The sequence below is a fragment of the Brucella pseudogrignonensis genome (genome assembly GCF_031454375.1).
GTDB classification, from domain to species: Bacteria; Pseudomonadota; Alphaproteobacteria; order Rhizobiales; family Rhizobiaceae; genus Brucella; species Brucella pseudogrignonensis_A.
On sequence record NZ_JAVDQT010000005.1, the window covers coordinates 111,201 to 134,921 of the forward strand.

Below are 23,721 nucleotides of genomic sequence, written 5' to 3' on the forward strand. Positions count from 1 at the left end.
TCGAACTCGGCCCGCGGTGAGGCCCGTAGCTCTGTTCTGGTTGTTGTCTCTGCTCACCACTGAGTGCTTAAACCGAGACCCAAGACACGACCGCGACCGACATAAGCTGCTGAAACGCCTGTAGTGATAGGAACGGCATAATAAACGGGCCGCTCGTCGAACACATTGTTGGCAAATACGTAAAGATTCACATTGTCTTTCTGCCAACCTATTTTTGCGTTGACCAGATTATAGGGATCGAGCTTGCCAGTGTTTGCAACATCACTATAGCGCACGCCAACATATTGATAATTGACGGATGCTTTGAACTCACCCGGAACACCGATCTGCTCCGCGGAGAAAGTGTAATCGAGACCTATGTTTGCGGAGAATGAGGGCACCTGCGGTACCTTGTTTCCCTCTGCTGCACCAGCTGCAACCGACTCTGGCGTTACATTCACAAGCTTTGACTGAATGACGCTAAATCCGCCAGTCAGGTCTAGTCCGCCTAACAGTGTTGCTGTCGCGCTGGCTTCAAAGCCATAGCTGTGATAGTCCTGATTGGTGAGATGCGCGGTTAACGTGGCATTGTCGAAGCTTGTGAGAAGTCCGTTGCTCACATCGTTGTAAAACAATGCACCATTGATACGCAGCCAGTTAGTCACCTGGGCTTTTGAGCCGAGTTCATAGGTCCATGAAGTCGCTGGATCGAACGGGGATTGCACAACACCATAAGGTGCATATGTCGTGGCTTTTTCAAAGCCACCTGATGAGTATCCATGCGCAATAGAAGCATAGGAGATGATTTCATCAGTCCATTTATACGAAAGAGCAGCACGACCTGTTAGATAAGTATCTGAATATTTCTCGCTTTGTGAAAGCGATGGAACCGTGCCGGGAAAGCCGTTCGATGTGTAATTCCCATCAAGGTGCTGATCTTCGTAAGCAAGGCGGAGTCCGCCTGAAACTTCCCATCTTTCACCTAAAGGTACACTTGTATCACCAAACAAGGCCACTGTTTGACTGGTGATATCGTTGTCGATAAAGCCGTTCAGAGTTGGGTAAAGCGTGCTGTTCATATCCCTGTTCAGGGAATAAGTAGATCTGAAGTAGTTTGCGCCAACCACCCACTTCAAAGGTTCCCTGTCGAGGGAGTTCAAACGAATTTCCTGATTGAAAATCCGCTCGTGATCGCGAAAGCGCAATTTATCAGCTGATGTGTCATTAAAGTAATTGTAGTAGGGTAGGTATGCAGACATGCCTGTCGCATTCAGATATGCCGAATAGAGAAGACTGTCGGTAAAATCATTATTACTTCTAACCCGAATATCCTGAAGGCTCGTGGTCGAAGTTAAGCTAAAGGCATCGAACTCTTTAGAAATTTTGACCGAGCCACCACCAATCGATTGTTGATTGAAAGGCCGGATATCCTGCCCGCTGAGTGGAAAGTCGCCAGTTTCCAACAGAATATTGGACGGATTAGAATTGCGATTACGACTATAATCGCCTGAAATGTCGATTGTCAGTGTGCTATCCGGTGTGAAGCGTAGAGTTCCGCGCGCAGCTCCGATCCGAGATGCGCCGTCATCACCTCCGAGTACCGTATTGGGAATGTCTCCATCGAACTTCTCTAAACGGATTACACCGCGTCCGGCAACTTTATCGGGGAGAATCCATCCGCCTACAGTGCCTTGAACGAAACCAAAGCCGTCGGTTCCGATTTCAGTGTCGACCCTGACTTCTCTTTTTCCATCAGCAGGCTTTGTAACAATATTGATAGAGCCGCCAAGTGCATTGCGGCCGAATGTGGTTCCCTGAGGCCCTTTTAGTATTTCTACATGATCCACATCAAGCATCGGAGCATTGATGCCCGAGAGGCTTGTAGGAATCTCATTGGTGGAAAAGCCAACCGTGTTGTCGAGCGGGTTTTGTGCCGAACCAAGTACGGCGGTTCCGCGCATCGTCAGATAGTTTTCGCCAAAACGGCCATAATCTACAAAGACGGTGCCTGGCGTTTGGCGTGCGATTTCCGAAAGAGGATCGAGGGTCGATGCGCCGATCTGATCTGGCGCCAGAATTGTTGTCGCAATAGGCAATGTAAGGTCTTTTTCATCCTGCTTGCGCGACGAGATCGTAATGGTGTCGAGTACAAGAGTTGAAGCGCTCTCTTGCGCGTGTGCCTGAAAAGCGATGCCGCTTGTAAACAATATGCTTAAGGCGGTGCTTGCGAGTAAAGGGCGGCAAGTGGCTTTTGAATGCACGTTTTATCTCCACGCGCCCTCCAGCCATCGGAATATCAAGGCTTGAGGGTAAGTTGAATTTTAAGTTCAACTTTATCGTGGCTGTGATAAATTCACCAGCTTGCGATCGTCGCGAGACATTAAAAAATCGTCGCGTAAAATAATATATTTGCTTTAAACCGCGTCCTCTTGCGTCGGTGAGTAACCGAACTGGCGTTTATAGGCAGCCGCAAATGCTGACGGGCTTGCATAGCCTACGCGCCGTCCAGCCTCTGCAACGGTCAGTTTATGTTCGAGCATTAAAATCTGAGCGATTGAAAGCCGTTGTCTCCGAACATATCCGAAAATTGTCGTACCAAATACGGTTTTAAAGTTTGCCTGAAGCGTCGTTATATTCATGCCGACACGGCGCGCAATTTCAAGGGATGTTGGCGGGTTATTCAGATTCCTATCAAGAAAATCACTGGCTTCGATGACGCGATCATAATGGCGTCGCCCTAATTTCGAAACGAGTTTTGTCTGCCGTTTAAGCTGATCCGCTATTTCGGTGACAAGATAAAGCGTATTGCTTTCCAGAAAAAGCTGACCAAGCTGGCCATTATAAGGATGCGATAATGCCAGTCGGGCGCGGTCAGCAAGCGCAGGTGCACAGGGCAGCGTCTCGGTTTGAATTCCACCTGCAATAAAATTGCGCAGCGTGATCAACCCGTCGTCGGTAATGTCATCGGCGAAGCGGTCAAAAAATGATGGCTTAATCATAAACCCGCTGCCGATACTTCTGTGATGAAGCGCGGGGCGCCAGCGGCAAGAACTTCGTGTTCCATAGCCAACAAGCACCGGACAATTAAGGCGTTTGCGGACACGATGTTTTTCGCCGATTAAAATTTCTTCAGCATCTCCTTCCAGTAGAAAGCCACAGGAGAGTGCTGTGTCAACGTTGACGATAACCTCTTCATCCGTGAGGTAGGTGACGTCACTTGCTGTCACAGTCAGTCCGGGCTGCACTTCTCTTACAAGGAGCTGTCCGGCGAAAAACGGCGTCTCCATAACAGTTGCTGAAATATCGGAAGGCTCCACTTCAAGCGACAGAGACGCACTGTGTTGCAGAATATCACGCGCTGTAAAGTTGCTTACCGGAAGGGCGGCGCTCATGGTGAGTTATGTCCGTACTGGCCAGCATTGACTTCACTGTCTTGCAGGCAAGAGAATTTTATCGAGACGATGAGTGTTCAAAAACTTGATTATTAAACTCAATTTATAGCGCCGGAATAAAAAAGGAAATGCCTTGGAACAAAAATAGTAAGGAGCTCAATGTGCGCCCTGAAATTTCAACGTTTTCGCTGAACACGCATTCTCCCCAGTCAAAGATCAGCAGTGGAAATCACCCGTTCTGAATGCTTAATCGGAGGGGTGCGATCAAACTAGCCGCTCTCACCAGCAACCAGTTCCATAGGCCAGATAATATGCTGCTCTTGTCTGTTATAAATATCTGCGTAAGCTGGCATAGTTGATAATAAGACTTGGCCAACAGATATTCCCAATTCGTGGAGAGACAATCTGAAGCTCGTTAATTGTGGCTGCATGAAGCGTCCACGAGGCTCTTCCCGAAAGCCGATCACGGCGACATCGCGACCTGGCACAATTCCCGCTTCTTCAAGTCGCCGATACAAACCGAGCGCCATCAGCTCATAGATTAAAACCACTGCAGTCGGACGAGGGCTCATTTGTAGCAGCTCACTGCCAGCGTGGTAGCCGCCTTGCTCGCTTGAACGCGCCCTGATGATCAAAGAGGGGTCGAATGGAATGCCGTTTTCTTGAAGGGCTTTTTTATACCCATCCATAAAAAGATAGCCAAGATTGATATCATTGTCTGGTATGGCGATTGCGATGCGACGGTGCCCGTTGGTGACAAACCGATTAACCGCTTGCCGCGCGACACCTTCAAAATCGAGATCAATCCACGTGTGAGCGCCGCCAGATTGCGACCGGCCCAGAGCTAAAAATGGCAGGCGGGCACGGATCAGAAAATCAATGCGCCGATCAATGCGTTTGGTTGAAGAGATTATCATAGCATCGACCATGCGACGCGCTACCATACGCTTAAGATATTCTTCGCTGTCTTCATCCTCGGGGCAAGGAAGAATAACGAGGTCAAGGTTGTGCTGGGTCAGTACGCTCTGCAGCCCGTCTGTCAGCCCTGTAAAAAAATTATCAGCATTCTCGACTGTTTCGGGCGTACTTCCAGTCATGAGTCCAATGACGTTGGTTGTTCCTTGTCGAAGGCTGCGCCCTGATTGGTTGGCGACATATCCAAGGGTTTCAGCAGCTTCCAGAACGCGCTGGCGCGTTTCTTCGTTCACATCAGGCTTGCCATTGAGCGCTCTGGAAACAGTGCCAATAGAAATATTCAGATGCTCGGCAAGCTGACGAATGCCCTTCATGATTCACTCCCCACGCGATTTTTTTGGTTCGGCTTTTAACAGGTCTTGACACATATAGCATTAATCGCATAGCGTCGTAAACGTTTACGGAATATGTGCGTTAAGGAGAACGTGCACTGTAATCGGGAGGAAATCGTGACATTGAATGCCGTTATATGCGGTTGCGGAGCTATGGCCAAAGGTTGGTTGCGCGCAATCGCGTCGTCTCCAGAACTGTCTTCGTCGCTGCGTATCGTTGGGCTTGTGGATCTCAATCATGAGACAGCGGAGGCTTTGGCGCAGGAGTTTGGCCTCACCAATGCTCTGATTGGTTCAGATCTTGATAAGGTGCTCAAAGCAACACATGCAGATGTCCTGTTTGACATCGTTGTTCCTGCCGCACGCTTTGAAGTTGTATCGACAGGTTTGGCCGCTGGCTGTCATGTATTAAGCGAAAAGCCGATGGCCTCTTCTATCGAAGAAGGGCAAAAGCTTATATCCTTGGCTAAAGAAGCCGGTAAAGTTCATGCTATTGTACAAAATAGACGCTTTATTGCGGGTATCCGGCGTTTGAGACGCGCTGTTAAAGAAGGCCTTATTGGCGATCTTTCTGCGATACATTGTGATTTTTTCTTAGCGCCACATTTTGGCGGCTTCCGCGAAGAAATGCGCAATGTTCTTCTTCTTGATATGGCAATTCACACCTTTGACGCCGCGCGTTTTGTAGCCGGTGAAGTTCCAAATGCCGTCTATTGCCTTGAAACCAATCCTAAGGGATCATGGTATAGCCATGGTGCAGCGGCAAATGCCGTTTTTGAATTTTCCAACAATGTCGTTTTCACGTATCGTGGCTCTTGGTGCGCAGAAGGTGAGCGTACGAGTTGGGAAAGTGCTTGGCGGTTGGTTGGCTCCAAAGGCATGATTACCTGGGACGGAGAAGATAGCTTAAAGGCATCCTTAGCCGGCATGGATGCTGGGCTGCTTCATGGATCTGAATTCGTAAACGTTTCTGGACCTGAAAATGATACAGAAACACACGGCCATGCGAGTGTTCTGTCTTCTTTCTTGGATGCGATCAAAAGCGGAACTTCTCCGGAAACAGCTTCTTCCGACAATATTAAAAGTCTGGCGATGGTGGTTGGTGCGATTGAAAGTGCCAATCTTCGTCAACGTGTAACAATTGCAGCATGAGGGTTAGACATTGAGCAATCCGGCAAAATCTATTCGCATGGGAACGATGGTCAGAGGGTCTAAGGAAGATGCGGCGCAACGCATCAGTCAGATAGCTGACTTGGGCTTTGAGAGTTTCGAGCCATTTTTCTGGCAGACGACAAATGGCCAGGATCTTGCAGATTTGGGCAAGCGATGCGTAGAGGCAATTGGTGATCGTGATATTACGATTTCGACGCTCGGTATGTTTGGCAATCCGTTGGAAACGACCGACATTGATCTCGAAACGCTTCAAGGTTGGAAAGATTGCATTGATAATGCGCATCATTTTGGCGCTACCTGTGTTGCAGGTTTTACTGGGCGTGTACGGGGCAAGCCGCTGACAGATAGTCTTCCACGGTACAAAGAGGTGTGGAGTGAGCTGGCCAAGCGTGCCGCTGACAAAGGAATCAAAATCGCGTTCGAAAACTGCGCTATGGATGGTAATTGGGCGACAGGTGACTGGAATATTGCTCATAATCCAGATGCATGGGAATTGATTTTCAACGAAACGCCAGATGATCATATTGGTATTGAATGGGAGCCATGCCATCAAATGGTTTATCTCATCGATCCCATCCCGCAAATTCGCAAATGGGCAGATAAGATTTTCCACGTTCATGGAAAAGATGCGACAATCCGTTGGGATGTGATCAAAGAGCATGGAATCTTTGGCAAAGAGCCATTCGTATTCATGCGTACCCCGGGCTTCGGGGATACCAACTGGACTGATGTGATTTCAGAATTACGTCTGGCTGGCTGGTCGGGTTCAATAGACATCGAAGGTTGGCATGATCCCGTTTACCGTGGTGATCTTGAAATGACCGGTCAGGTTCATGGACTAAATTATCTAAAAAAATGCCGGGGCGGAGAGTTTGTTAACTATCCGGCTTAAGTGAAAAATAAACGGCCGGGGGAGCGGCCGTTTATTAAGATTTAGCAAGCGATAACCAAGGAGGAGGAGACTATGGGAATCGTAAAGAACCTAACTGTGGGTGTGTTGGCGTTGGCGAGTGCTTCGGTCAGCGCGGTTTCAGCATATGCCGAAGACGTAACAATTAATGTTTGGGCTGTGGATCGTGAGATTCAGCCTGTGCCAAACATGACCAAGGAATTTAATAAGCTCAATAATGGCATTCGCGTTGAATTTCGGCAGGTTCAGTTTGATGATCTCGTGAGCGAAGCAATGCGGGCGTATTCGACCGGTAATGCCCCTGACATTATTGCGATCGATAATCCAAATCATGCCATGTTTGCAGCGCGCAAAGCATTTCTTGATCTTACCGATAAGATTGCGGCATCTGACGTTGTAAAGCCAGACAATTATTTTCCGGGACCACTTAAGTCGACAATGTGGGATGACAAGTATTTTGGCATTCCAAAGGCAACCAACACGATTGCACTTTATTATAATAAGGACATGTTTAAATCAGCAGGCCTTGATCCTGAAAGTCCCCCAAAAACATGGGATGAGTTGGTTTCAGCCGCCCGCAAGCTGACAGATCCATCCAAAAATGTTTATGGACTTGCCTTTTCCGCCAAAGCGAACGAGGAGGGGACTTTCCAGTTCTTGCCGTGGGTGCAGATGGCTGGTGCCTCATATAAAGACATTAATGCTGATGGCGCAGTTAAAGCGCTGGATACATGGAAAACAATTATTGATGAGAAACTTGCATCTCCCGATACCTTGACGCGCAGTCAGTGGGATGCGACCGCGACATTTAATGCTGGCAATGCTGGTATGGCAATCTCAGGGCCCTGGGAAATTGATCGAATGATCACCGATGCCAAGTTTGACTGGGGGGTGGCCTTGTTGCCAGTGCCAAGTGCAGATTCTCCAAGATCGTCGGCGATGGGAGATTATAACTGGGCAATTTTCTCCAACAGCAAACATCCTGATGAAGCTTTTAAAGTGCTTGAGTATTTCGTTTCTCAGGACAAGGATATGTTCAAAAATTTTGGACAACTACCCGCTCGTTCCGACATTGCTGCACCCTCAACCGGCAATCAAACAAAGGACGATGCTTTGAAGGTATTTGTTGAACAGTTGCAATATGCGCAGCCACGTGGCCCCTCGCCAGAATGGCCCAAAATATCCAAAGCGATTCAAGATGCCGTTCAGGCCACTTTGACGGGTCAGATGTCTGCGAAAGAAGCGCTTGATCAGGCTGCGGAGAAAATCAAACTTACTGAAGGTTAATTAAGACGCTGGCTTGTTATCAAGCGTCTAAGGCTTTCAAAAACCGACCTTATCCTCCCCGGGCAGGGCTGTCTGTCGCTTATCGATGGGCAGCCCGATCCGAACAAATGGGTGTTTGATGAAGAAGTTGTTTTCCAGCATGAGAGATGGTCGCGGTTTCGACATTATGTTGATCGCCGTACCGTTTCTATTTTTGTTCGTGCTGGCTGGCTTGCCGCTGATTTATAATGTGATCATGAGTTTTCAGGAAGTCGACATGTTCAGTCTTGGCACGTTTGTCAGGCCTTTTGTTGGCTTTAAGAATTATATCGATCTCTTTCGTCAACCTGAAACTCTTCCGATTTTGACGAATACAATTGTATTTGTTGTCGCTTCAATTGCGGGACAGTTTCTGATCGGGTTTGGATTGGCACTCTTTTTCTGGGCGAATTTTCCGGGTTCGACATGGCTTCGTGGCTTGTTCCTCGTATCCTGGGTGATGCCAGGACTTGTGGTTGGAGCAGTTTGGAACTGGATACTTTCAGGCGATTTTGGAGTTCTGAATTTTCTTCTGCGTGAGGGAGGTATTATTGATGCCAATATTTTTTGGCGCTCAGATCCGTCATTCTCGCTATGGGCTGTGATAATAGCCAATGTTTGGTTAGGCACGTCCTTCAATATGATCCTGTTGTCGGTTGGGTTGGCTGCGATACCGGATGATCTTTATGAAGCCGCTGAGCTTGACGGCGCGAATGCATGGCAGCGCTTTTATACAATAACATTGCCAATGATGCGGTCCACGATTGGAGCAATCATTGCACTTGGATTGATCTTCACGCTCCAGCAATTTGATCTTTTTGCAGCCATCACCGATGGTGGACCAAATAATACGTCAAATGTTGCACAATATTGGGCATGGGATCTGTCATTCCGACAATATGACTTCGGTAAAGGTGCGACTATCTCTGTAATCATGATTGTTTTCGTCATGCTGGCTTCGGTCGTGTATGTGCGTTCAACACGACATGAGGTGCGCGGATGAACATGAAAACCCGCAACCGTCTCATGCTGGCAATTGCCCTCGTTTTGGCAGCTATTTATCTCTTTCCGCTATACTGGATGTATATAACATCTCTCAAAAGCGGATCGGAAATGTTTGCGAATCCACCAACTCTGTTGCCTCATTCCGCTCAATGGGACACGTATTCCAATGTATGGCAAAGCCGGAATATGGGCCGATATTTGTGGAATTCTGTGATCATAGCATTGGGGGCCGTCAGCCTCATCAGCATACTCGGTGTTGGCTGTGCCTATGTGCTCGCCCGCTACCGCAATGTCTGGGTTGATGTTGGATTGTTCCTGATACTGATGCTTCAGGTGCTGCCTGCCTCGCTGATGATTACGCCAATTTTTGTTGGCTTTTCGCAGTTCGGTTTGCTCGATTATCCACGCTTTGCCGTTATCTTAGCCATTGCTGCCAAAAGCATGCCGTTCTTTGTTGTGCTGGTGCGGGCGACTTTCATGGCTGTTCCGCAGGAACTAGAAGAAGCTGCACTCGTAGACGGTAATTCGAGAGTGGGGGCATTTTTTCACATCGTACTGCCACTAGCCCGCAATGGTATTCTTGTTAGTGCTATCTTGATTTTCATGCAGGCCTTTGGAGAATTCGTTTATTCTAAGTCCATCATTCAGGCTGTGGAGTTTCAACCGGCAAGCGTTGGACTGAACTCCTTTATGGGGCCGAATACAAGTGAATGGAACAACATCATGGCTTACGCGACCATGTATGTAACGCCCATTCTCGCTCTGTTCATTCTCTTGCAGCGCCGAATTGTGTCCGGCCTAACCTCGGGAGCGCTCAAATGAGCCTGCAAATCGAACTGTCCAACGTTAATAAACATTATGGTAATTTCCACGCGCTCAAAGATATCAATCTGGCAATTAAGAAAGGTACCTTTGTGGCTCTCGTTGGCCCATCTGGCTGCGGGAAATCCACGTTGCTTCGTTCGCTTGCCGGGCTTGAAACGATATCGGGCGGAGATATGCGGATTGCGGGAGCGCTGATGAATGGTGTGCCACCACGCAAGCGTGACGTAGCGATGGTCTTTCAGTCTTATGCACTTTATCCGCATATGACAGTAGAACAGAACCTGACATATTCCCTGAGAATACGTGGCGTAAACAAAGCCGAAGCTCGGAAGGCGGCAGAAGAGGTTGCAGCGACAACCGGGCTTTCCCATCTGATGAAGCGTTACCCGCGCGAGTTATCAGGCGGACAGCGTCAGCGTGTGGCAATGAGCCGAGCTATTATCAGGCACCCGCAGGCATTTTTATTTGATGAGCCGCTTTCCAATCTTGACGCTGCATTGCGCGTTCATATGCGAAAGGAGATCCGAGCACTGCACGATCGCCTTAATGCGACATCAGTTTATGTTACCCATGATCAGATAGAGGCCATGACAATGGCCGATCATGTCGTGGTGATGCGCGATGGCATGATTGAGCAGCAAGGATCGCCGGTAGAGCTATATGACAAACCGGTGAACCGTTTCGTAGCTGGTTTTATTGGTTCGCCTGCGATGAATTTCATACCTGCGAGTGTGGGCGCTGATGGGCAGGCGCTTATGCTGGAGATCGGAATAAGTGCGACGAAGCCATTGCGCTCGCCTCAGGCATTGGAGGCAGGACGACGGGTTATTACGGGCCTGCGACCTGAGCATATTAGCGTCGTGCCATTCGGAGATGGGCGCTTGAATCTTGAAGTTGCAGCAGTTGAGACAACCGGTTCATCAACGTTCATATCGTTGAAGACCGAGCCTGAAATTTCATTTGTGCTGCAAGGGCGAAGTAATGTGCAGGCAGGTGATCAGATTGGACTCTCATTCGATTTGTCTGCACTCCACCTGTTTGATGAGAAAACGGGCCATCGTATTTGAAGGTTAAGGTCCTCTTTGCAAAAAATAGGGATTTGATGCGATGAATATTCATCAAATCCTATCGTCATAGGTCGCAACCTTCCGGAAAAGCGGGAGTAGATCCCGTTAATTGCTCAAGAAAAGTTTTGCGTTTTCCGCAGCATGCCTTTCGATAATTATGTCGAAACTAACCGGCATCATGTTCATCGTTCTGCGGTCAAAGCATAGGCCCGATCCATTGTTTAGTTTCATATGGCGTATATTGCCCCTCCAGAAGTTCGATTAAATTTTCATGCCGATCGTGAAACAAACTTCAAAGCTGGATTTATAATTTTCGATATGAATATTACAACTGCAGTACCTAATATGAACCCAAAAACTCCATCAGCAAAAGCTGTAGCAATCCAATTTATCATGCTTGCAAGATTTATGGTTACCTGGCCGGACAGCATAGCTGCTAAAGTAGAGATACCTTCAAAGGGTTGGTGAATGCCAAATTCGTGGAGACTATGTATAAAGATGTTACCACCAACCCAAAGCATTGCTGCCGTTCCAATGATGGTCAAAAGGTGCAGTAATTTTGGTACTCCATGCACTGTCAATCGGCCGATGGTTCGCGTTACCGAAAAACGCCCCTTTCTAGCCAACAAGACACCGAAATCATCAAGTTTAACGATGACTGCGACAACGCCATAAACTAAAACGGTAATCATGATACCGACCGTAATCAGGGTTCCAATCTCGACCCAGATAGAATTTGTTTCGATCATGGAGAGCGCCAGCGTCATGATTTCAGCAGAAAGAATAAGGTCGGTTTTAATGGCACCTGCGACGCGCTTCTCTTCAAGTGCGGTAGGGTCTTTATCGAGACTTCCTTCAGCATTTTCGTGGTCGTGACCAGGAAATATCTTGTGCCAGACTTTTTCAGCACCCTCAAAACAAAGATAAGCACCACCGATCATCAAAAGTGCGGTGATTGCTATCGGCATGAAATAGTCTAGCAATAAGAGCGCAGGGATCAGCAAAGCTTTGTTACGCAAGCTCCCGAGCGCGATTTTTCCGACCATTGGTAATTCGCGTGCAGCCGTTATACCAACAACATAATTCGGTGTAACAGCGGCGTCATCAATCAAAACGCCAATCGTCTTCGTGCCAGCCTTTGCAGCATTTGCCGCTATATCATCAACGGAAGCTGCTGCAATTTTAGTAATCGCCGCGACATCGTCTAGAAGGGCCAAAAAGCCACTCATCCTATTCGTTTCCTTATTAACCGATGGCACACGGATTAGCACATCAAGAGATAATTTGCTTTGAATAACACAACTGACCGTAAAAAGCCGGATCTTACCACTAAGATTAATTGATATCTTTATTGCAACAAAGGAGATAAATAAGCTTAGTCAGATTGACATTCGCCTTATCTGATCGAAGTCCTCGCGAAACTGTGCCAGTGCATCGTTGCGTTTTCCACTGTCTGGTATTCGTAAAATATAAGAAGGATGGACGGTCACAAGAAGTGTTCGTTTATCTTGCATGGCTATTGTCTGACCACGTATATCCTCCAACCTATCTTTCTGGCCGGTGAGAGAAAATAATGCGGTGGAACCCATCGCTACGATTAGCTTTGGCTGCACAATATCTATTTCCTTTGTTAACCACCAGCGACAGTGCTCAATCTCAGTGGTATTTGGCCGCTGGTGGATGCGTCGCTTCCCGCGCGGTTCATACTTAAAATGTTTAACTGCATTCGTAAGGTATAGCGTATTTCGATCTAAACCCGCTGCCGAAAGGGCTTCGTTCAAGACGCGCCCGGCAGGTCCAACAAATGGCTGCCCTGCAAGGTCTTCCTGATCACCCGGTTGCTCGCCGACAATCATGACACGCGCATTGGGTGGGCCTTCGCCAAACACCGTTTGCGTAGCACGGCAATGAAGATCGCACCGGTTACAATATCGCGCACTTTCCTTAAGAGCGTCAATCGTATCGACCTCATCGACCGGCGCGGTCGGAATACGGACAGCAGCTTTTTGCAGGCGATCATGGAATGGCAAAGGGGTACTGGCCTGCTTTTGCCCCATCTCAACAACTCTGGCTTCGGCACCTGCAATCAGGTTAGGAATGAGGTCTGCCTCTGGAAGGTTCTTCCAATATTTTTTCGGCATTTCCGTCATCATCATCTTTACCTTCAATCGCGCTGGGTTGAAGGTAGATGCATAGTACGTACGCCAAAGTTGCTCCGTTTCATCATTAATGTCTGGCTTGATAGTTGGCTCAGATGAACAATGCAGGTTTTCACCATCCCAGGAAGCCGATCCGTGGGGCGTCGTGATTATCCAATCCATATCGTTGAAACGACGCTGAAAAAACGGAGCGACTCTCCTAACAATGAAATGATCTGGTTCGAACCATGCCATAAATCGTCTGCGACCTATGACGTTTATAGGAAGCGGCATTTCCTTAAACCGAACGAAGGCTGTCATTTTATGATAATCACGACTAACAGATTTTAGCATGCGATGTGCAACCGCAACGTCTGCGTCCGACTTCAAATCCAATAAATGTCGTTCTGACCGTAAGCGGTAGAGAAGCTTATATAACAATCCGAAGCGAGTAGGGTCGGAATGACAAATCACGGCTTCTGCTAGCCGAAGAAATGCCAAAGGAACGTTGATTGCGGCAGTGCCACGCTGCTGAGCATCTTCACCAGATTTTGGGTTGTCATCCTGATCAAGCAATCCCTGCCGCTGACCTCGAAGTCGCCAGTCGATATCTCTCGGTTCAACATTCGCAAGAAGAAACCGTCTTGCAGCACTGCGCCACTCCGAAAAATCTCCACGCCCTTCAAGGAAACAGGTTTCCGTCATAGCAGCGACAATTGCTGCGGCTTAGGCATGAACATTGACCGTAAATCTGTGCGATCGATCAGACGGTGCGGTGTCCATCCTTCTGCTAAAATGAAAGCCTGTACCTTTTTCAGAGATACGCCGAGCCGACCAATATCTTCAAGACGCAAGCGCTTGAACCGACGTGACGAGACAATAGAACTCACCGTTTTCGTACCGAACCCTGGCACACGAAGCAGTGCCTCTTTATCAGCACGATTTACATCTACTGGAAAACTTTCACGGTGGCCAAGTGCCCAGGCCAATTTGGGATCTATATCCAAATCGAGCATTCCATCGGCCGATGAAGAGGTAATTTCGCTGATATCGAACCCATAAAACCGATACAGCCAGTCGGCTTGATATAGCCGATGCTCCCGCATGAGAGGAGGCTTGATCAACGGTAAGTTTTTTGAAGAATCCGGGATCGGACTGAATGCTGAATAGTAAACGCGCTTCAATCCGTAACTACCATAGAGCCGAGCACTTGTACCAAGGATGGTCGCATCGTTTGCAGCATCAGCACCGATAATCATTTGCGTGCTTTGACCTGCTGGCGCAAATCTACGCCGCCGCTTGGTTTGTAGGCTCGGTTCAGCCATATCCTCAATTTTCATACGCAGATTTCCCATTGATCTGCGAATGTTTTCTGGCCGCTTTTCAGGTGCGAACTTGCTGATACCAGCGTCCGTCGGCAATTCGATATTAATCGACAAACGATCAGCATATAGCCCCGCCTCATCGATCAGTTGCGGCGAGGCTTCCGGAATGGATTTAAGATGAATATATCCCCTAAAATTATGCGTGGTGCGGAGCTCTCTGGCGATGCGCACCATTTCTTCCATGGTGTAATCAGAAGAACGAATAATACCCGAAGAAAGAAACAAGCCTTCGATGTAGTTGCGTCGATAAAATTCCAGCGTCAACCACACAACTTCTTCAGCGGTAAACCTCGCCCGCTCGACATTGCTCGATGATCTGTTGATGCAATAAGCACAGTCGTAAATGCAAAAATTGGTCATCAAAATTTTTAGAAGCGAAATACAACGGCCATCTGGTGCGTAAGCATGGCAGATTCCGGAACCTTCTGTCGAACCAAGTCCGCCAGACGATGCTGAGTTCCGTTTGACAGTGCCGCTCGACGCACATGAAGCATCGTACTTTGCAGCATCAGACAGAATAGCCAGGCGTTCTTTAAGAGACTTTTTCATCAGTTTGTTCACTATATGTTCCAATATAAAATGTCAAGACTGGCGCCGTGCTCGTTTGAAGCGATCCCATAAATACAAGATCATTGTTTCTGGGATTATTGTGCCGTTCAATTTAAGCGGTTGGACTTCTGTTGCCCAGATTTTATAAATGTGTTCGCATGGAATGAAGCAGCGCAGCATTGTTAATCTGCGGGTGTAATTTTAGACATTATTAAAGTCGTGGAGGCGCATAACGATGCTCATCAGAGGACGATAATCATTACGTCGTCGTCAACAGCGGCTTCATTAATGACTAAGCCATGCGGCACCAGCCCAGACAATGCTCACTCGGTGTTTAAGTTAAACTATCTAAGAACTGGTATCAATTATACGACTATCAGAATGCACAATTGGCCGCTTATCTGCGTTGTTGAGCAACATCGTGAAAGTGGCCTTCAACATCGAAGCTGATCTGCTGAACGGTAAGGTAGATGCGTATTTTTCGAAGAGATGAAGGAGAACGCAAAAATAAGGCGCTCGAGACATCGCAAGCCACGCCTGTCAATCTGAACGGAATATTCCGTTCAGATTGACAGGATGAGCCATGGGCTAAGAACGCTTCCACCATAGCAGCGAGGGATGCCGACAAAGCCGCGAACAATTTGATCGTGACTTGTTTGTTCATGGGAGTGCCGTTCCGGTCAGAACTTCGCCGTCATGTTCATTCGGAACGTACGACCCGGAGAGGGCATCAAACCCAGCGTCAGCGTGTCCATGTAATAGACGTCAGCTACATTGTCGATTGCCGCATCGACCTGGAATTGCTCGTTGACCTTGTAGCTTGCAAACAAGTCGACAAGTGTATACGGCTCCCACTTCACCAGTTCTATTGTGCCGCCGCCAGAGTTCATTGAATCTGAAAGCACGCCGCCGATACCTCGGTCGCCGACATAGGTCACACGCCCTCCGACGGTTAGTTTCTCTTCAAAGGCGCGAGCACCGAGCGTCAGAGACAGACTGTCCTTGGGAGGCAGCTGGTTGACGACATAGCTGTTTTCTGTCCCGCCGGCATTACAAAGAGCAAACGGGGTTCCTGGATTGACGTTCTCCGGCCGATTGCAGAAATTCGTATGCGTGTAGTGCGTATAGGCCAGATCACCGAAGAAACGGCCCATATCATAAGACGCCTGCAGCTCAATGCCGCGCAACTCGGCATAGTCAATGTTCACGATGGGCGCGGTTCCGCCCGGACCGGTCGCGAGGGACGTTCTGGTTATGTAGTCGTTCACCCTGTTGTCAAAATAGCTCGCTTTAAGACGAAGTTTGTCTCCGCCGGTGAAGACGTCATCCTTCAGGACATTGAGACCTAATTCCCATGTCTTTGCATGCTCAGGCTTGAGACCCAACCCAAGACCAGGCATAGCACCTACGGTCGAAAAGCCTCTGGTTGTTTCGAACAGACTGGGGAGCCGTATCGCCTCGGCATATTTTCCGTAGAACTGAAAGCCTTGCCAGGGCTCTACGGTTGCGCTGAACATGGGCGCAAAGCCATCGCCTTGGTAGTTCCGGTCATCGCGCCGATAGGTGTACACGTATCGCGTGCTGATCGTCGTCGGGCGCGGTCTCGGCAAGAGCGCATATTCCGCAGTCGTCATTTCGATCGTGCCGCCATTTCCATCACTGATCGTGCGGTATTCAACGGTCGAGGCAATCTGAGGCTGTTTATCTGTCGACTTGAAGTCGGAATAGCGCAGGGATGCATCTAGCGTCAGCCAGTCAGAAGGCTTCCACTGGCCTGCGGTAAAGAGGCTGACCTCCTGGCGATTGCCAAAACGGCTGTTACGCCAGTCTGCGCCTTCGCCTGGTTCTATGGTTTCATATGTATATGAGCCACCATAGTTCAGCGACAGACCACCCCATGCAGTATCGAACTCGGATCTATTCTCGGCATTGAAGCCCCAGCGCCGGTTTTTTGTGCCGTAGGCATTCAGCAGGCTCGGATCAGCTTCACGGTAGAATTGAGTTGGAATCTTGAGCTCGGCATCCGTCATCCACAATCCGGCCTTGAGGTTGATCAGATCATTGCCTTCCGGATTCCATTTGTACCTTGACGTGTAGGTATCCATCACCACTTCATTCAGCTTGCCCTGGTACGGTCCCTGGCCTCCGAAATATATGATCTGCGACGGCATGATCTCGCCATACTTGCTCTCGTATCGCATGTAACTCAGATCAAACTCGTGTTCGTCAGGAAGGCGAAGCGTACCCTTGAGAAGGATAGAGGCGTTGTCCTGCGAAGTGTTAAGCACCTCCTCGCCAGCGCGATAACGGTTCACTCCCTCAAATGCGACGCCTGTCATGCCGGGCGCCACTTGAGAGCAGCCGTCGGATGATACACTGCCCCCGCAGTCGGCGAAGAACTTGAGCGTGGGAGCGTCGTTGCCTGTTCCCGCGAAGTAATTCCCATTCTTTCTGCGTGCATAGGCAGCGACAAGATCGACATGTTCCGATCTGAAAGCGCCTGCGATACTGCCGGAACCGCCGGTGGGTTCGAGCAAGGATGGTCTATCTAGGCCACGCGTTCCGCCGAATGAGGTTGGAACAGCATTACTCGGATATATGCCACCACCCCAGTAACCGCCCTGCGTATCGATCGCGGGCGGCGCAGAACTGTTGGAATTGAAGCCGCCCTTTATCCTCAGACCGAAATTCTTGCCGGGCCGTAGAATGTCATCGACCGTAATTGTATTCATGCGCACGATGCCGCCGATCACACCTGCGCCATCCGCCGCTGAGCTAGGCCCCTTTTCGATCATGACGCCGCCGATAAAATCTGGATCCACGTATGAACGCCCTGCGATACCTGAATAGCCCCGATAGACTGTCGTTTCCTGTATCGCACCATCCACGCTTACCGGCACGCGGCCCTGTCCCTGCATGCCACGAATATTCACATCGAGTGCAGCGCCATTACGGTTATCAGCGTTCAACACCCCCGGCGTGCCGGATAGCATGTCACCTACCGACGTCCCCCGGAACCGCTCGATTTTCTCACCCGAAATGTAGGTGCTCGAACCCGCCGTCTGATAAGGCGCGTCTTCTAGACTGTCGGCCTTCCCACCCGACACGGTGATTGTATCGAGAAGCGTCGAGCCACTTGCGTCAATTGGAGCAGATGCGCCTGTTGATCCGTTTGAGATTGTTACCGTATTTGCATCGGTGAAACTGTAGTTCAACCCAGAGCCAGAAAGGACTTTTGCTAAAGCATTTTGAGGCGAGTGATTTCCAATCACTCCTGAGCTGTGCTTTCCGCGTGTCATTTCGCTTGGATATACAATCCTAAGATTTGCTTGTCGGCCAAGCTGGAGTAGCGCATTCTCTAGTGATCCTGCCGACACTGAGAAATTCAGCGCCGATGCCTGTGCTGTGCTTCCCAAATTCGTTTGCGCATAGAGCGAACTGCTCAACGTCAGAACCGAAATTCCCGCCAGTAATGCTCCTACTACCTTGTTTCGCAAATAGTTTGTTCGTTCAGCGGCCGCCATACCAACCCCGTTTTGTTATGATCATGAGGGCGACTGGTTGCGGCCCTCCTGATACATAAGAGTCAAAAGCAGCGTATCTCCTGACGTAAATTTTTTTAAAAATTGAAAAATTTATCTGGCGCTGACAAAAACAAGGAAATCGGTAACACGGGTCATGTTTACAGGCAGGCTTGCCTGGAGTGCATTAAGTGCGTCATCAGTGTTCTTAATGTCAAAAATACCGGATACTCTCTGATCGCCGATCGTGTGGTCGAGCAGAACAATTCGTCCATTTCGGTATCGGGAGAGCGTGGCAAGCACATCTCGCAATGGGCGTTCGGAGAATATCAACTTGCCGTCTTTCCAAGCGGTTTTACTCTCGACATCGTCTCGAGTGATTTCGATCTTGTCTTTTTCTATGACCGTGGCAACCTGACCGGGACTGAGCAATGCGTGGTCGCTCGCGGTCTCTACTTCGACGCTTCCTTCCTCGACTTGTACCTCACTGGACAGCGCACCCGATGCTTTACGAACCGTATATCGTGTCCCCACGGCTCTAGCGTTGAGACTACCATTATCCACAACAAACGGACGTTGCGGATTTTTCGCCACATTGAAGAATGCTTCCCCACGCAACAAGCGAATGGTGCGTTTGTCGGCGGTATACGCAACTTCGATAGCGGTATCCGTATTCAGGTCGACCTGAGTGCCATCTTCCAGACGAATTGCACGTATTTCGCCTGCAACCGTGTAATAGTCAGACTGCCAACGGTCATAATAGCCAGCCCGGTAGAGCCCGATGATGGCAATTCCAGCAATGACAACGCTTGCGACGCCCGCCGACCTCAGTCGTCGACCAGGCCGCAGACGCTCAAGGCCAGCCTTCGGCATTGGAATATGTTTCAGATCACCCCAAAGGTCTTGCATCTCCTCGTAGGCTAGGCCGTTCTTCGGATCACTTTCAAGCCAGAGCTCGAAGGCAGCTCTGTCTTCTTCTGTCGCGTCCTTCGATTGAAGCCGTGCTACCCATAGCGCGGCCTCTTCGTCGCATTCATTTATAGATGGATCGTTTCGATGCCGCATGACATCCTTTGTATCGCCGCCGATCCGAATTTGCCAGACGAACAAATTCGTAACCTGACTATTAAGAGTATTTGGAAAGCTAAGTTCTGACGTTCGTTCAGGAATTTATTTTCAGTCGCACATTACGGCAATGTAGCAGTGCTTTGATAATGTGCTTTTCGACCATGTTGCGGGTGATGCCCAGTTCAGCCGCGATCTCTCCATTCGGCATTCCGTGAAGTCGGCTCAGAATGAAAACCTGCTGACAACGGTTCGGCAGTTCAGCAATTGCCTGTGCCAATAGGAGCAGACATTGACGACCGCTAACAATACGCTCCTGACAAGGGGCGTCATCTGCGATATGAAGTTCTGACACATCAAAGGACAAGAAAAGCCCCGCATCTTTTGCGGCACGGCCTAGCGTCCTGTTGGCGACGTTCTTAGCGACCTGATACAGATAGGCTTGCGGATTTTCTATCAGGGTTGACCGGGACGCAGAGAGAACGCGCAGGAAGGTTTCCTGCATCGCATCCGAAGCGTCTTCATTATTCCTCAAGCGCCGCTGAAAGAATTTCTTCAGTCGCCCGTTTTCCGTTTCGTGAAGAGAACGTAGAGACGCAACGTCCATATTGCAATCGGCAGGATTTCAACCCGCCCCCATTTCTTGATTTGAAAACTCATGTTTTATTTCCCGCCATACATAATGCAATCGGAAATAGGTGTGCTTTTCTGTTCAGTTGTGGAGCGTGTCTGTTCTGCCACACCAACCTATACAGTCCAATGTGCGGTAATAACCGGACCAATTTTTAGGTATTGATAAGAAATAGCTATTCAACGAAACGAACCTGTCATGGCCCGTACCTATTCGCATATTGGTCTGGATGAACGCCGCAGAATAGCGTGCTGGCGCCCTGCAAAGCTTTCCGTGGACATTATTGCTGAAAAGCTTGGATGGCTTCGTTCGAAGCAACGCAAGCTGATCCGGTTTGATGAATTGTGCAAGATTGTGGTCCAACACATCCGTGATGGCTGGTCGCCGTAACAGATTGCATGGAGAATACGGTTGGAACGCCATCCGATCTCATGCCCCCGGATATGGTTGTCAAACGTAAGAAGTTAGGCAAAGCCAATGTGATGCTTATGGTCGAGCGGGTCACATGCCTTACGGTTTTGTTGCGCAACACTGATCGTCTGTCCTGATCGGTGGCGGATAGGGTACTACAACCTGTACCAAATGGTCCGCCGATTAATCACCTTTGATCGTGGTACTGAGTTTACAGATTGGTCTTATCTGCAGAATGGGATTGGGTCGCAAACATGGTTCTGTGATCCGCAGGTACGCTGGTAGAAAGGCACTGTTGAAAACACTGATAGGTGCACAAGACGCAGGCTTTCCCGAGACCTTGATCCGCTCGCTCTCAGTCATCGAGACCTTGCATTCATCTGTCATCGCTTCAGCAATACACAGCGCAAACATTTGAGCTACAAAACACCTGCACAAATCGTTCGGAAAAAATTAATCGCAAACAGGCATCGTTGTGCGTAAATTCAAACGGCAAAAGTCCTACTTCAGCATGCCTTTACATTAATCGCCAATTAAACTGACAGGAGCTTCAATATATGTCTCAACAACTTGTTATATACCAAAAAAATACCAAACTAATTATCGGCGGATTAGTTATGGCAGCTATGGCGGTTGGCATGGTTGTTATGCTCTGGATCGGCCCCAATCCTGATTCAATCTTTCGCTTTTTCCGTTCACCTTTAATGGTCTACGGACTTAGCTGTGTTGGCTTACTACTGTCTCTCTGGCTACTCTGGTTTGCTATGAAGAGCCTGAGTAAACCAAAACCGAGGGTAATAATTTCGGATGACGGCTTAATTGTTGACGGTTTCACAGGGCGTTTTGCTGGAAGATGGAGCGATTTCACTGGTTACACGATCAAGAACAAATCTATTTTCATTATTTTGCACAAGGATTTAGATACATACATTGCATCTCTTCCATCTGGCCGATCGAAACAAACTGCAGAGGCACTCGCAAGGCGGTTTGGAAGTCCGTTTATTATAGAAACATCAATTCTCGAAACCGAGATGAGTACGGTCGAAAAATATCTGCAGAACCATCTCAGGAGCATAGGCTGATCTGTACCTCGTAATACAGCGACAAAGAGAGCTTGCTCCTTTGGAAGAAAAGGGGTTCTTCAAGCTTGCACGATAAGGGCCAACACGGCGGTCGCTCGTATCGTGCCAACGTCTGTAAACAAACCAGTCATTCAAAAAATCTTTCAGAATAACAGCTTTGGACAAAGCAATTTACAAGTGATCGCTCGTCTATCCGCTATGGATATAATAAGGATTCTGATCATCATGGTGTTTGATTTTTGTTCGAGCAAAAAAGAGGAGAATAGCAATGCTGAAAAAGTTTTCTTATTTCGCTATCTCATTTTCACTTTTTGGATCATCAAGTATTTCGCTTGCACAAGATAACGTTAACTCAGAGTTTCGCGGCAAGTACAATCAATCCTTGCTATGTGGCGCGTATATGGGAAACTTCACAATTCTTGCGCAAAAAATTGACGATCAAAAGCTGGAGGCTGCTTTTGAGGCCGCGACCGAACGTTATATGCATGAGATTGTGGATTATGGCGACAAGCTGGGCATTGTAAAGGATGATGGTGTTGACGAATTGAAGAAGCTGGCTGCCTCGCTTGAAAAGGGCCGATCTGGTTACAGCGAAAAAGAAATTGCAAACATGACGAAATTTTGTGCTCCCGAAATTCTTCCGCTCCTCGAATAATTTGCTGTTAAGCGCCAAAACATCATCAGAATAAGCCTTTCCCGCAAAATATTACTTCGTCGCTAAGCACTCGTTCTGCATGTGGCCCCAAATCCAATCTTACAGCGATAAATTTTGTGACTGAATTGGCGATGGCCTCAGTTCATCCAACCCGAAATCGGCTTCCGAAATTGACGGTTAAAAGGAGGCTGACATACGCGGCGATCGCTGCTTTGATCAAATCACCTGGTACAAAGATAAGGTTACCTATAATTGCCTCTGCGAGCGTTAAACCTGCCGCGAATGCAAGCCAGGCGATCCCGAAGGCGTGATCGATGACAACACCCAGGGCCGCGGCAGCGAAAAAGCCGGAGGCCAGTTTCCACCGGCCAGTGATGCGATGAGCCACCTTGTCAGAAAACCAGCCCGTTACAAACGCGGCCGGCAGGAAGCCGACAAGATAGCCGGCTGTCGGGCTGAGGAATACTGCAAGACCGCCTCGTCCTCCAGATAACACTGGCAGGCCGACAGCGACAAGAACCCAAAGCAGAAGTACGGTTAAGGTGCCGCCACGGGCGCCCAGCACGGCCCCAGCCAAGAGTACGCCCATGCTTTGCGCATGTATGGGGACGGGGAAAAAGCCGATCATGATGGGCGGGATCAGCCCCAAAACGACGATGATTGCTGTAAACAGAGCGATGAGAACCAGAGATCGGGTGGACATTCTTTGAACCTCTATTTGCGCTTTGGTGCGGTAGTGCGAATATTACGGGCGTCAATGGCATTGGCGATTTCGTCGGCGCTCGTGATAGTAGCGATGATGACTGGCCCGATGATAGTGGATGGGCGCAGCTTAAGCCCTCTGGCGCGATGCGCATCGACGACATTTCGGTAGCGCGCATGGATTTCGGGCACGAAGCGGACGACGAGGCCTATGGCCAACCCGATGTCTCCTGCGTTGGCAAGGCCGAGCTTTTCCAGTGGGCGAGCGAGGCGTGTGACGGTGTCGATAAACTGTCCGACCGTCGTGGTTGCTGTGACAACAGTGGCAAACAGGCTAAGCGACCCCAGCCGAAGCAAGGTGATGGAAGTCGCTTCCGGACCTCGGGCAAACCATGTCCAGATGCCCAACGCGACAATGGTGAGGAGGAGCGGCCAACCCTTGACCCACTTTACAAACGCGGAGCGGCAGCACAGCAGCGTTACTGCGACTACCGCACCAGCCAGCCAGGCCAAGGCCAGAGGAGAAGCGAGTGCGAACAGCAGTACACTAAACGCGAAAAGCGCAAAGAGCTTGGCTTCCGGTGGAACTCGGTGGATCAGAGTTTTATCCAAGGTGTCC

At 49.0% G+C, this 23,721-nt stretch carries 20 protein-coding genes and 1 pseudogene; 9 read left to right on the forward strand and 12 right to left on the reverse strand.

The window, feature by feature from the left end; genetic code table 11:
* Positions 1–53: 53 nt before the first annotated feature.
* The 3 genes from J2782_RS15230 to J2782_RS15240 all read right to left on the reverse strand — a co-directional run bounded on the left by J2782_RS15230 (position 54) and on the right by J2782_RS15240 (position 4,660).
* Positions 54–2,240, reverse strand: a complete 2,187-nt coding sequence (locus J2782_RS15230) for a TonB-dependent receptor (protein ID WP_310014072.1) — start codon at positions 2,238–2,240, stop codon at positions 54–56.
* Between the two features lie 153 nt (positions 2,241–2,393).
* Complete coding sequence (locus J2782_RS15235) at positions 2,394–3,371, reverse strand: helix-turn-helix transcriptional regulator (RefSeq protein WP_310014074.1); 978 nt, start codon at positions 3,369–3,371, stop codon at positions 2,394–2,396.
* A gap of 269 nt (positions 3,372–3,640) precedes the next feature.
* Complete coding sequence (locus tag J2782_RS15240; RefSeq protein WP_310014075.1) at positions 3,641–4,660, reverse strand: LacI family DNA-binding transcriptional regulator; 1,020 nt, start codon at positions 4,658–4,660, stop codon at positions 3,641–3,643.
* Positions 4,661–4,795: 135 nt separating this feature from the next.
* Here J2782_RS15240 and J2782_RS15245 point away from each other — a divergent pair, with 135 nt between their 5' ends.
* The 6 genes from J2782_RS15245 (at position 4,796) to J2782_RS15270 (ending at position 10,963) form a co-directional block, all read left to right on the forward strand.
* Entirely contained in the window at positions 4,796–5,830 is a 1,035-nt protein-coding gene (locus J2782_RS15245; RefSeq protein ID WP_310014077.1) for a Gfo/Idh/MocA family protein, read from the forward strand.
* Between the two features lie 10 nt (positions 5,831–5,840).
* A complete protein-coding gene (locus tag J2782_RS15250; RefSeq protein ID WP_310014079.1) occupies positions 5,841–6,743 on the forward strand; it encodes a sugar phosphate isomerase/epimerase family protein in 903 nt (300 codons plus the stop codon).
* A gap of 72 nt (positions 6,744–6,815) precedes the next feature.
* Complete coding sequence (locus J2782_RS15255) at positions 6,816–8,048, forward strand: ABC transporter substrate-binding protein (RefSeq protein WP_310014081.1); 1,233 nt, start codon at positions 6,816–6,818, stop codon at positions 8,046–8,048.
* Between the two features lie 118 nt (positions 8,049–8,166).
* A complete protein-coding gene (locus tag J2782_RS15260) occupies positions 8,167–9,069 on the forward strand; it encodes a carbohydrate ABC transporter permease (protein WP_310014083.1) in 903 nt (300 codons plus the stop codon).
* Complete coding sequence (locus tag J2782_RS15265; protein WP_310014084.1) at positions 9,066–9,893, forward strand: carbohydrate ABC transporter permease; 828 nt, start codon at positions 9,066–9,068, stop codon at positions 9,891–9,893. The genes J2782_RS15260 and J2782_RS15265 overlap by 4 nt, the downstream gene beginning before the upstream one ends.
* On the forward strand, positions 9,890–10,963 hold the full coding sequence (locus J2782_RS15270) for an ABC transporter ATP-binding protein (protein WP_310014086.1): 1,074 nt from the start codon (positions 9,890–9,892) through the stop codon (positions 10,961–10,963). The genes J2782_RS15265 and J2782_RS15270 overlap by 4 nt, the downstream gene beginning before the upstream one ends.
* A gap of 269 nt (positions 10,964–11,232) precedes the next feature.
* Here the strand turns inward: J2782_RS15270 and J2782_RS15275 are convergent, their stop codons facing one another.
* From J2782_RS15275 to J2782_RS15305, 7 genes are all read right to left on the reverse strand, one after another.
* Positions 11,233–12,192 carry a DUF808 domain-containing protein gene (locus J2782_RS15275; protein ID WP_310014088.1) on the reverse strand — a complete coding sequence of 320 codons (960 nt, stop codon included), beginning with the start codon at positions 12,190–12,192 and terminating at the stop codon, positions 11,233–11,235.
* Between the two features lie 150 nt (positions 12,193–12,342).
* A complete protein-coding gene (locus tag J2782_RS15280; protein ID WP_310014089.1) occupies positions 12,343–13,806 on the reverse strand; it encodes a UdgX family uracil-DNA binding protein in 1,464 nt (487 codons plus the stop codon).
* Positions 13,803–15,035 (reverse strand): putative DNA modification/repair radical SAM protein, encoded by a 1,233-nt coding sequence (locus J2782_RS15285; RefSeq protein WP_310014404.1) that lies wholly within the window; start codon positions 15,033–15,035, stop codon positions 13,803–13,805. The genes J2782_RS15280 and J2782_RS15285 overlap by 4 nt, the downstream gene beginning before the upstream one ends.
* A gap of 397 nt (positions 15,036–15,432) precedes the next feature.
* Positions 15,433–15,699, reverse strand: a complete 267-nt coding sequence (locus J2782_RS15290) for a hypothetical protein (protein ID WP_310014091.1) — start codon at positions 15,697–15,699, stop codon at positions 15,433–15,435.
* A gap of 16 nt (positions 15,700–15,715) precedes the next feature.
* On the reverse strand, positions 15,716–18,559 hold the full coding sequence (locus J2782_RS15295; protein WP_310014093.1) for a TonB-dependent receptor: 2,844 nt from the start codon (positions 18,557–18,559) through the stop codon (positions 15,716–15,718).
* A 111-nt stretch (positions 18,560–18,670) separates the two neighbouring features.
* Positions 18,671–19,621 carry a FecR family protein gene (locus J2782_RS15300; protein WP_310014094.1) on the reverse strand — a complete coding sequence of 317 codons (951 nt, stop codon included), beginning with the start codon at positions 19,619–19,621 and terminating at the stop codon, positions 18,671–18,673.
* A 97-nt stretch (positions 19,622–19,718) separates the two neighbouring features.
* Positions 19,719–20,156 carry an RNA polymerase sigma factor gene (locus J2782_RS15305; RefSeq protein ID WP_310014095.1) on the reverse strand — a complete coding sequence of 146 codons (438 nt, stop codon included), beginning with the start codon at positions 20,154–20,156 and terminating at the stop codon, positions 19,719–19,721.
* A 294-nt stretch (positions 20,157–20,450) separates the two neighbouring features.
* Between J2782_RS15305 and J2782_RS22955 the strand changes: the two are divergent.
* The 3 genes and pseudogenes from J2782_RS22955 to J2782_RS15320 all read left to right on the forward strand — a co-directional run bounded on the left by J2782_RS22955 (position 20,451) and on the right by J2782_RS15320 (position 22,400).
* Positions 20,451–21,146: pseudogene (locus J2782_RS22955) on the forward strand (transposase).
* A gap of 74 nt (positions 21,147–21,220) precedes the next feature.
* Positions 21,221–21,745: an STM3941 family protein gene (locus J2782_RS15315; protein WP_310014096.1), complete on the forward strand. Its 525-nt coding sequence runs from the start codon at positions 21,221–21,223 to the stop codon at positions 21,743–21,745.
* A gap of 268 nt (positions 21,746–22,013) precedes the next feature.
* The gene (locus J2782_RS15320; RefSeq protein WP_310014099.1) at positions 22,014–22,400 is read left to right on the forward strand and encodes a hypothetical protein; all 387 of its coding nucleotides are present in this window, start codon (positions 22,014–22,016) and stop codon (positions 22,398–22,400) included.
* Positions 22,401–22,542: 142 nt separating this feature from the next.
* Here the strand turns inward: J2782_RS15320 and J2782_RS15325 are convergent, their stop codons facing one another.
* Together J2782_RS15325 and J2782_RS15330 are read right to left on the reverse strand one after the other, a co-directional pair.
* Positions 22,543–23,103 (reverse strand): biotin transporter BioY, encoded by a 561-nt coding sequence (locus J2782_RS15325; protein WP_310014100.1) that lies wholly within the window; start codon positions 23,101–23,103, stop codon positions 22,543–22,545.
* 11 nt (positions 23,104–23,114) lie between these two features.
* The gene (locus J2782_RS15330) at positions 23,115–23,714 is read right to left on the reverse strand and encodes an energy-coupling factor transporter transmembrane component T family protein (protein ID WP_310014102.1); all 600 of its coding nucleotides are present in this window, start codon (positions 23,712–23,714) and stop codon (positions 23,115–23,117) included.
* Positions 23,715–23,721 lie beyond the last annotated feature (7 nt).

Excerpts from the sequence above, each read along its gene's own strand:
- J2782_RS15285 (WP_310014404.1), bottom strand. The coding sequence starts at position 15,035 with ATGAAAAAGTCTCTTAAAGAACGCCTGGCTATTCTGTCTGATGCTGCA.
- J2782_RS15295 (WP_310014093.1), bottom strand. The coding sequence starts at position 18,559 with ATGGCGGCCGCTGAACGAACAAACTATTTGCGAAACAAGGTAGTAGGA.
- J2782_RS15265 (WP_310014084.1), top strand. The coding sequence starts at position 9,066 with ATGAACATGAAAACCCGCAACCGTCTCATGCTGGCAATTGCCCTCGTT.
- J2782_RS15240 (WP_310014075.1), bottom strand. The coding sequence starts at position 4,660 with ATGAAGGGCATTCGTCAGCTTGCCGAGCATCTGAATATTTCTATTGGC.
- J2782_RS15275 (WP_310014088.1), bottom strand. The coding sequence starts at position 12,192 with ATGAGTGGCTTTTTGGCCCTTCTAGACGATGTCGCGGCGATTACTAAA.
- J2782_RS15255 (WP_310014081.1), top strand. The coding sequence starts at position 6,816 with ATGGGAATCGTAAAGAACCTAACTGTGGGTGTGTTGGCGTTGGCGAGT.
- J2782_RS15280 (WP_310014089.1), bottom strand. The coding sequence starts at position 13,806 with ATGACGGAAACCTGTTTCCTTGAAGGGCGTGGAGATTTTTCGGAGTGG.
- J2782_RS15260 (WP_310014083.1), top strand. The coding sequence starts at position 8,167 with ATGAAGAAGTTGTTTTCCAGCATGAGAGATGGTCGCGGTTTCGACATT.
- J2782_RS15290 (WP_310014091.1), bottom strand. The coding sequence starts at position 15,699 with ATGAACAAACAAGTCACGATCAAATTGTTCGCGGCTTTGTCGGCATCC.
- J2782_RS15320 (WP_310014099.1), top strand. The coding sequence starts at position 22,014 with ATGCTGAAAAAGTTTTCTTATTTCGCTATCTCATTTTCACTTTTTGGA.
- J2782_RS15325 (WP_310014100.1), bottom strand. The coding sequence starts at position 23,103 with ATGTCCACCCGATCTCTGGTTCTCATCGCTCTGTTTACAGCAATCATC.
- J2782_RS15235 (WP_310014074.1), bottom strand. The coding sequence starts at position 3,371 with ATGAGCGCCGCCCTTCCGGTAAGCAACTTTACAGCGCGTGATATTCTG.
- J2782_RS15315 (WP_310014096.1), top strand. The coding sequence starts at position 21,221 with ATGTCTCAACAACTTGTTATATACCAAAAAAATACCAAACTAATTATC.
- J2782_RS15270 (WP_310014086.1), top strand. The coding sequence starts at position 9,890 with ATGAGCCTGCAAATCGAACTGTCCAACGTTAATAAACATTATGGTAAT.
- J2782_RS15300 (WP_310014094.1), bottom strand. The coding sequence starts at position 19,621 with ATGCGGCATCGAAACGATCCATCTATAAATGAATGCGACGAAGAGGCC.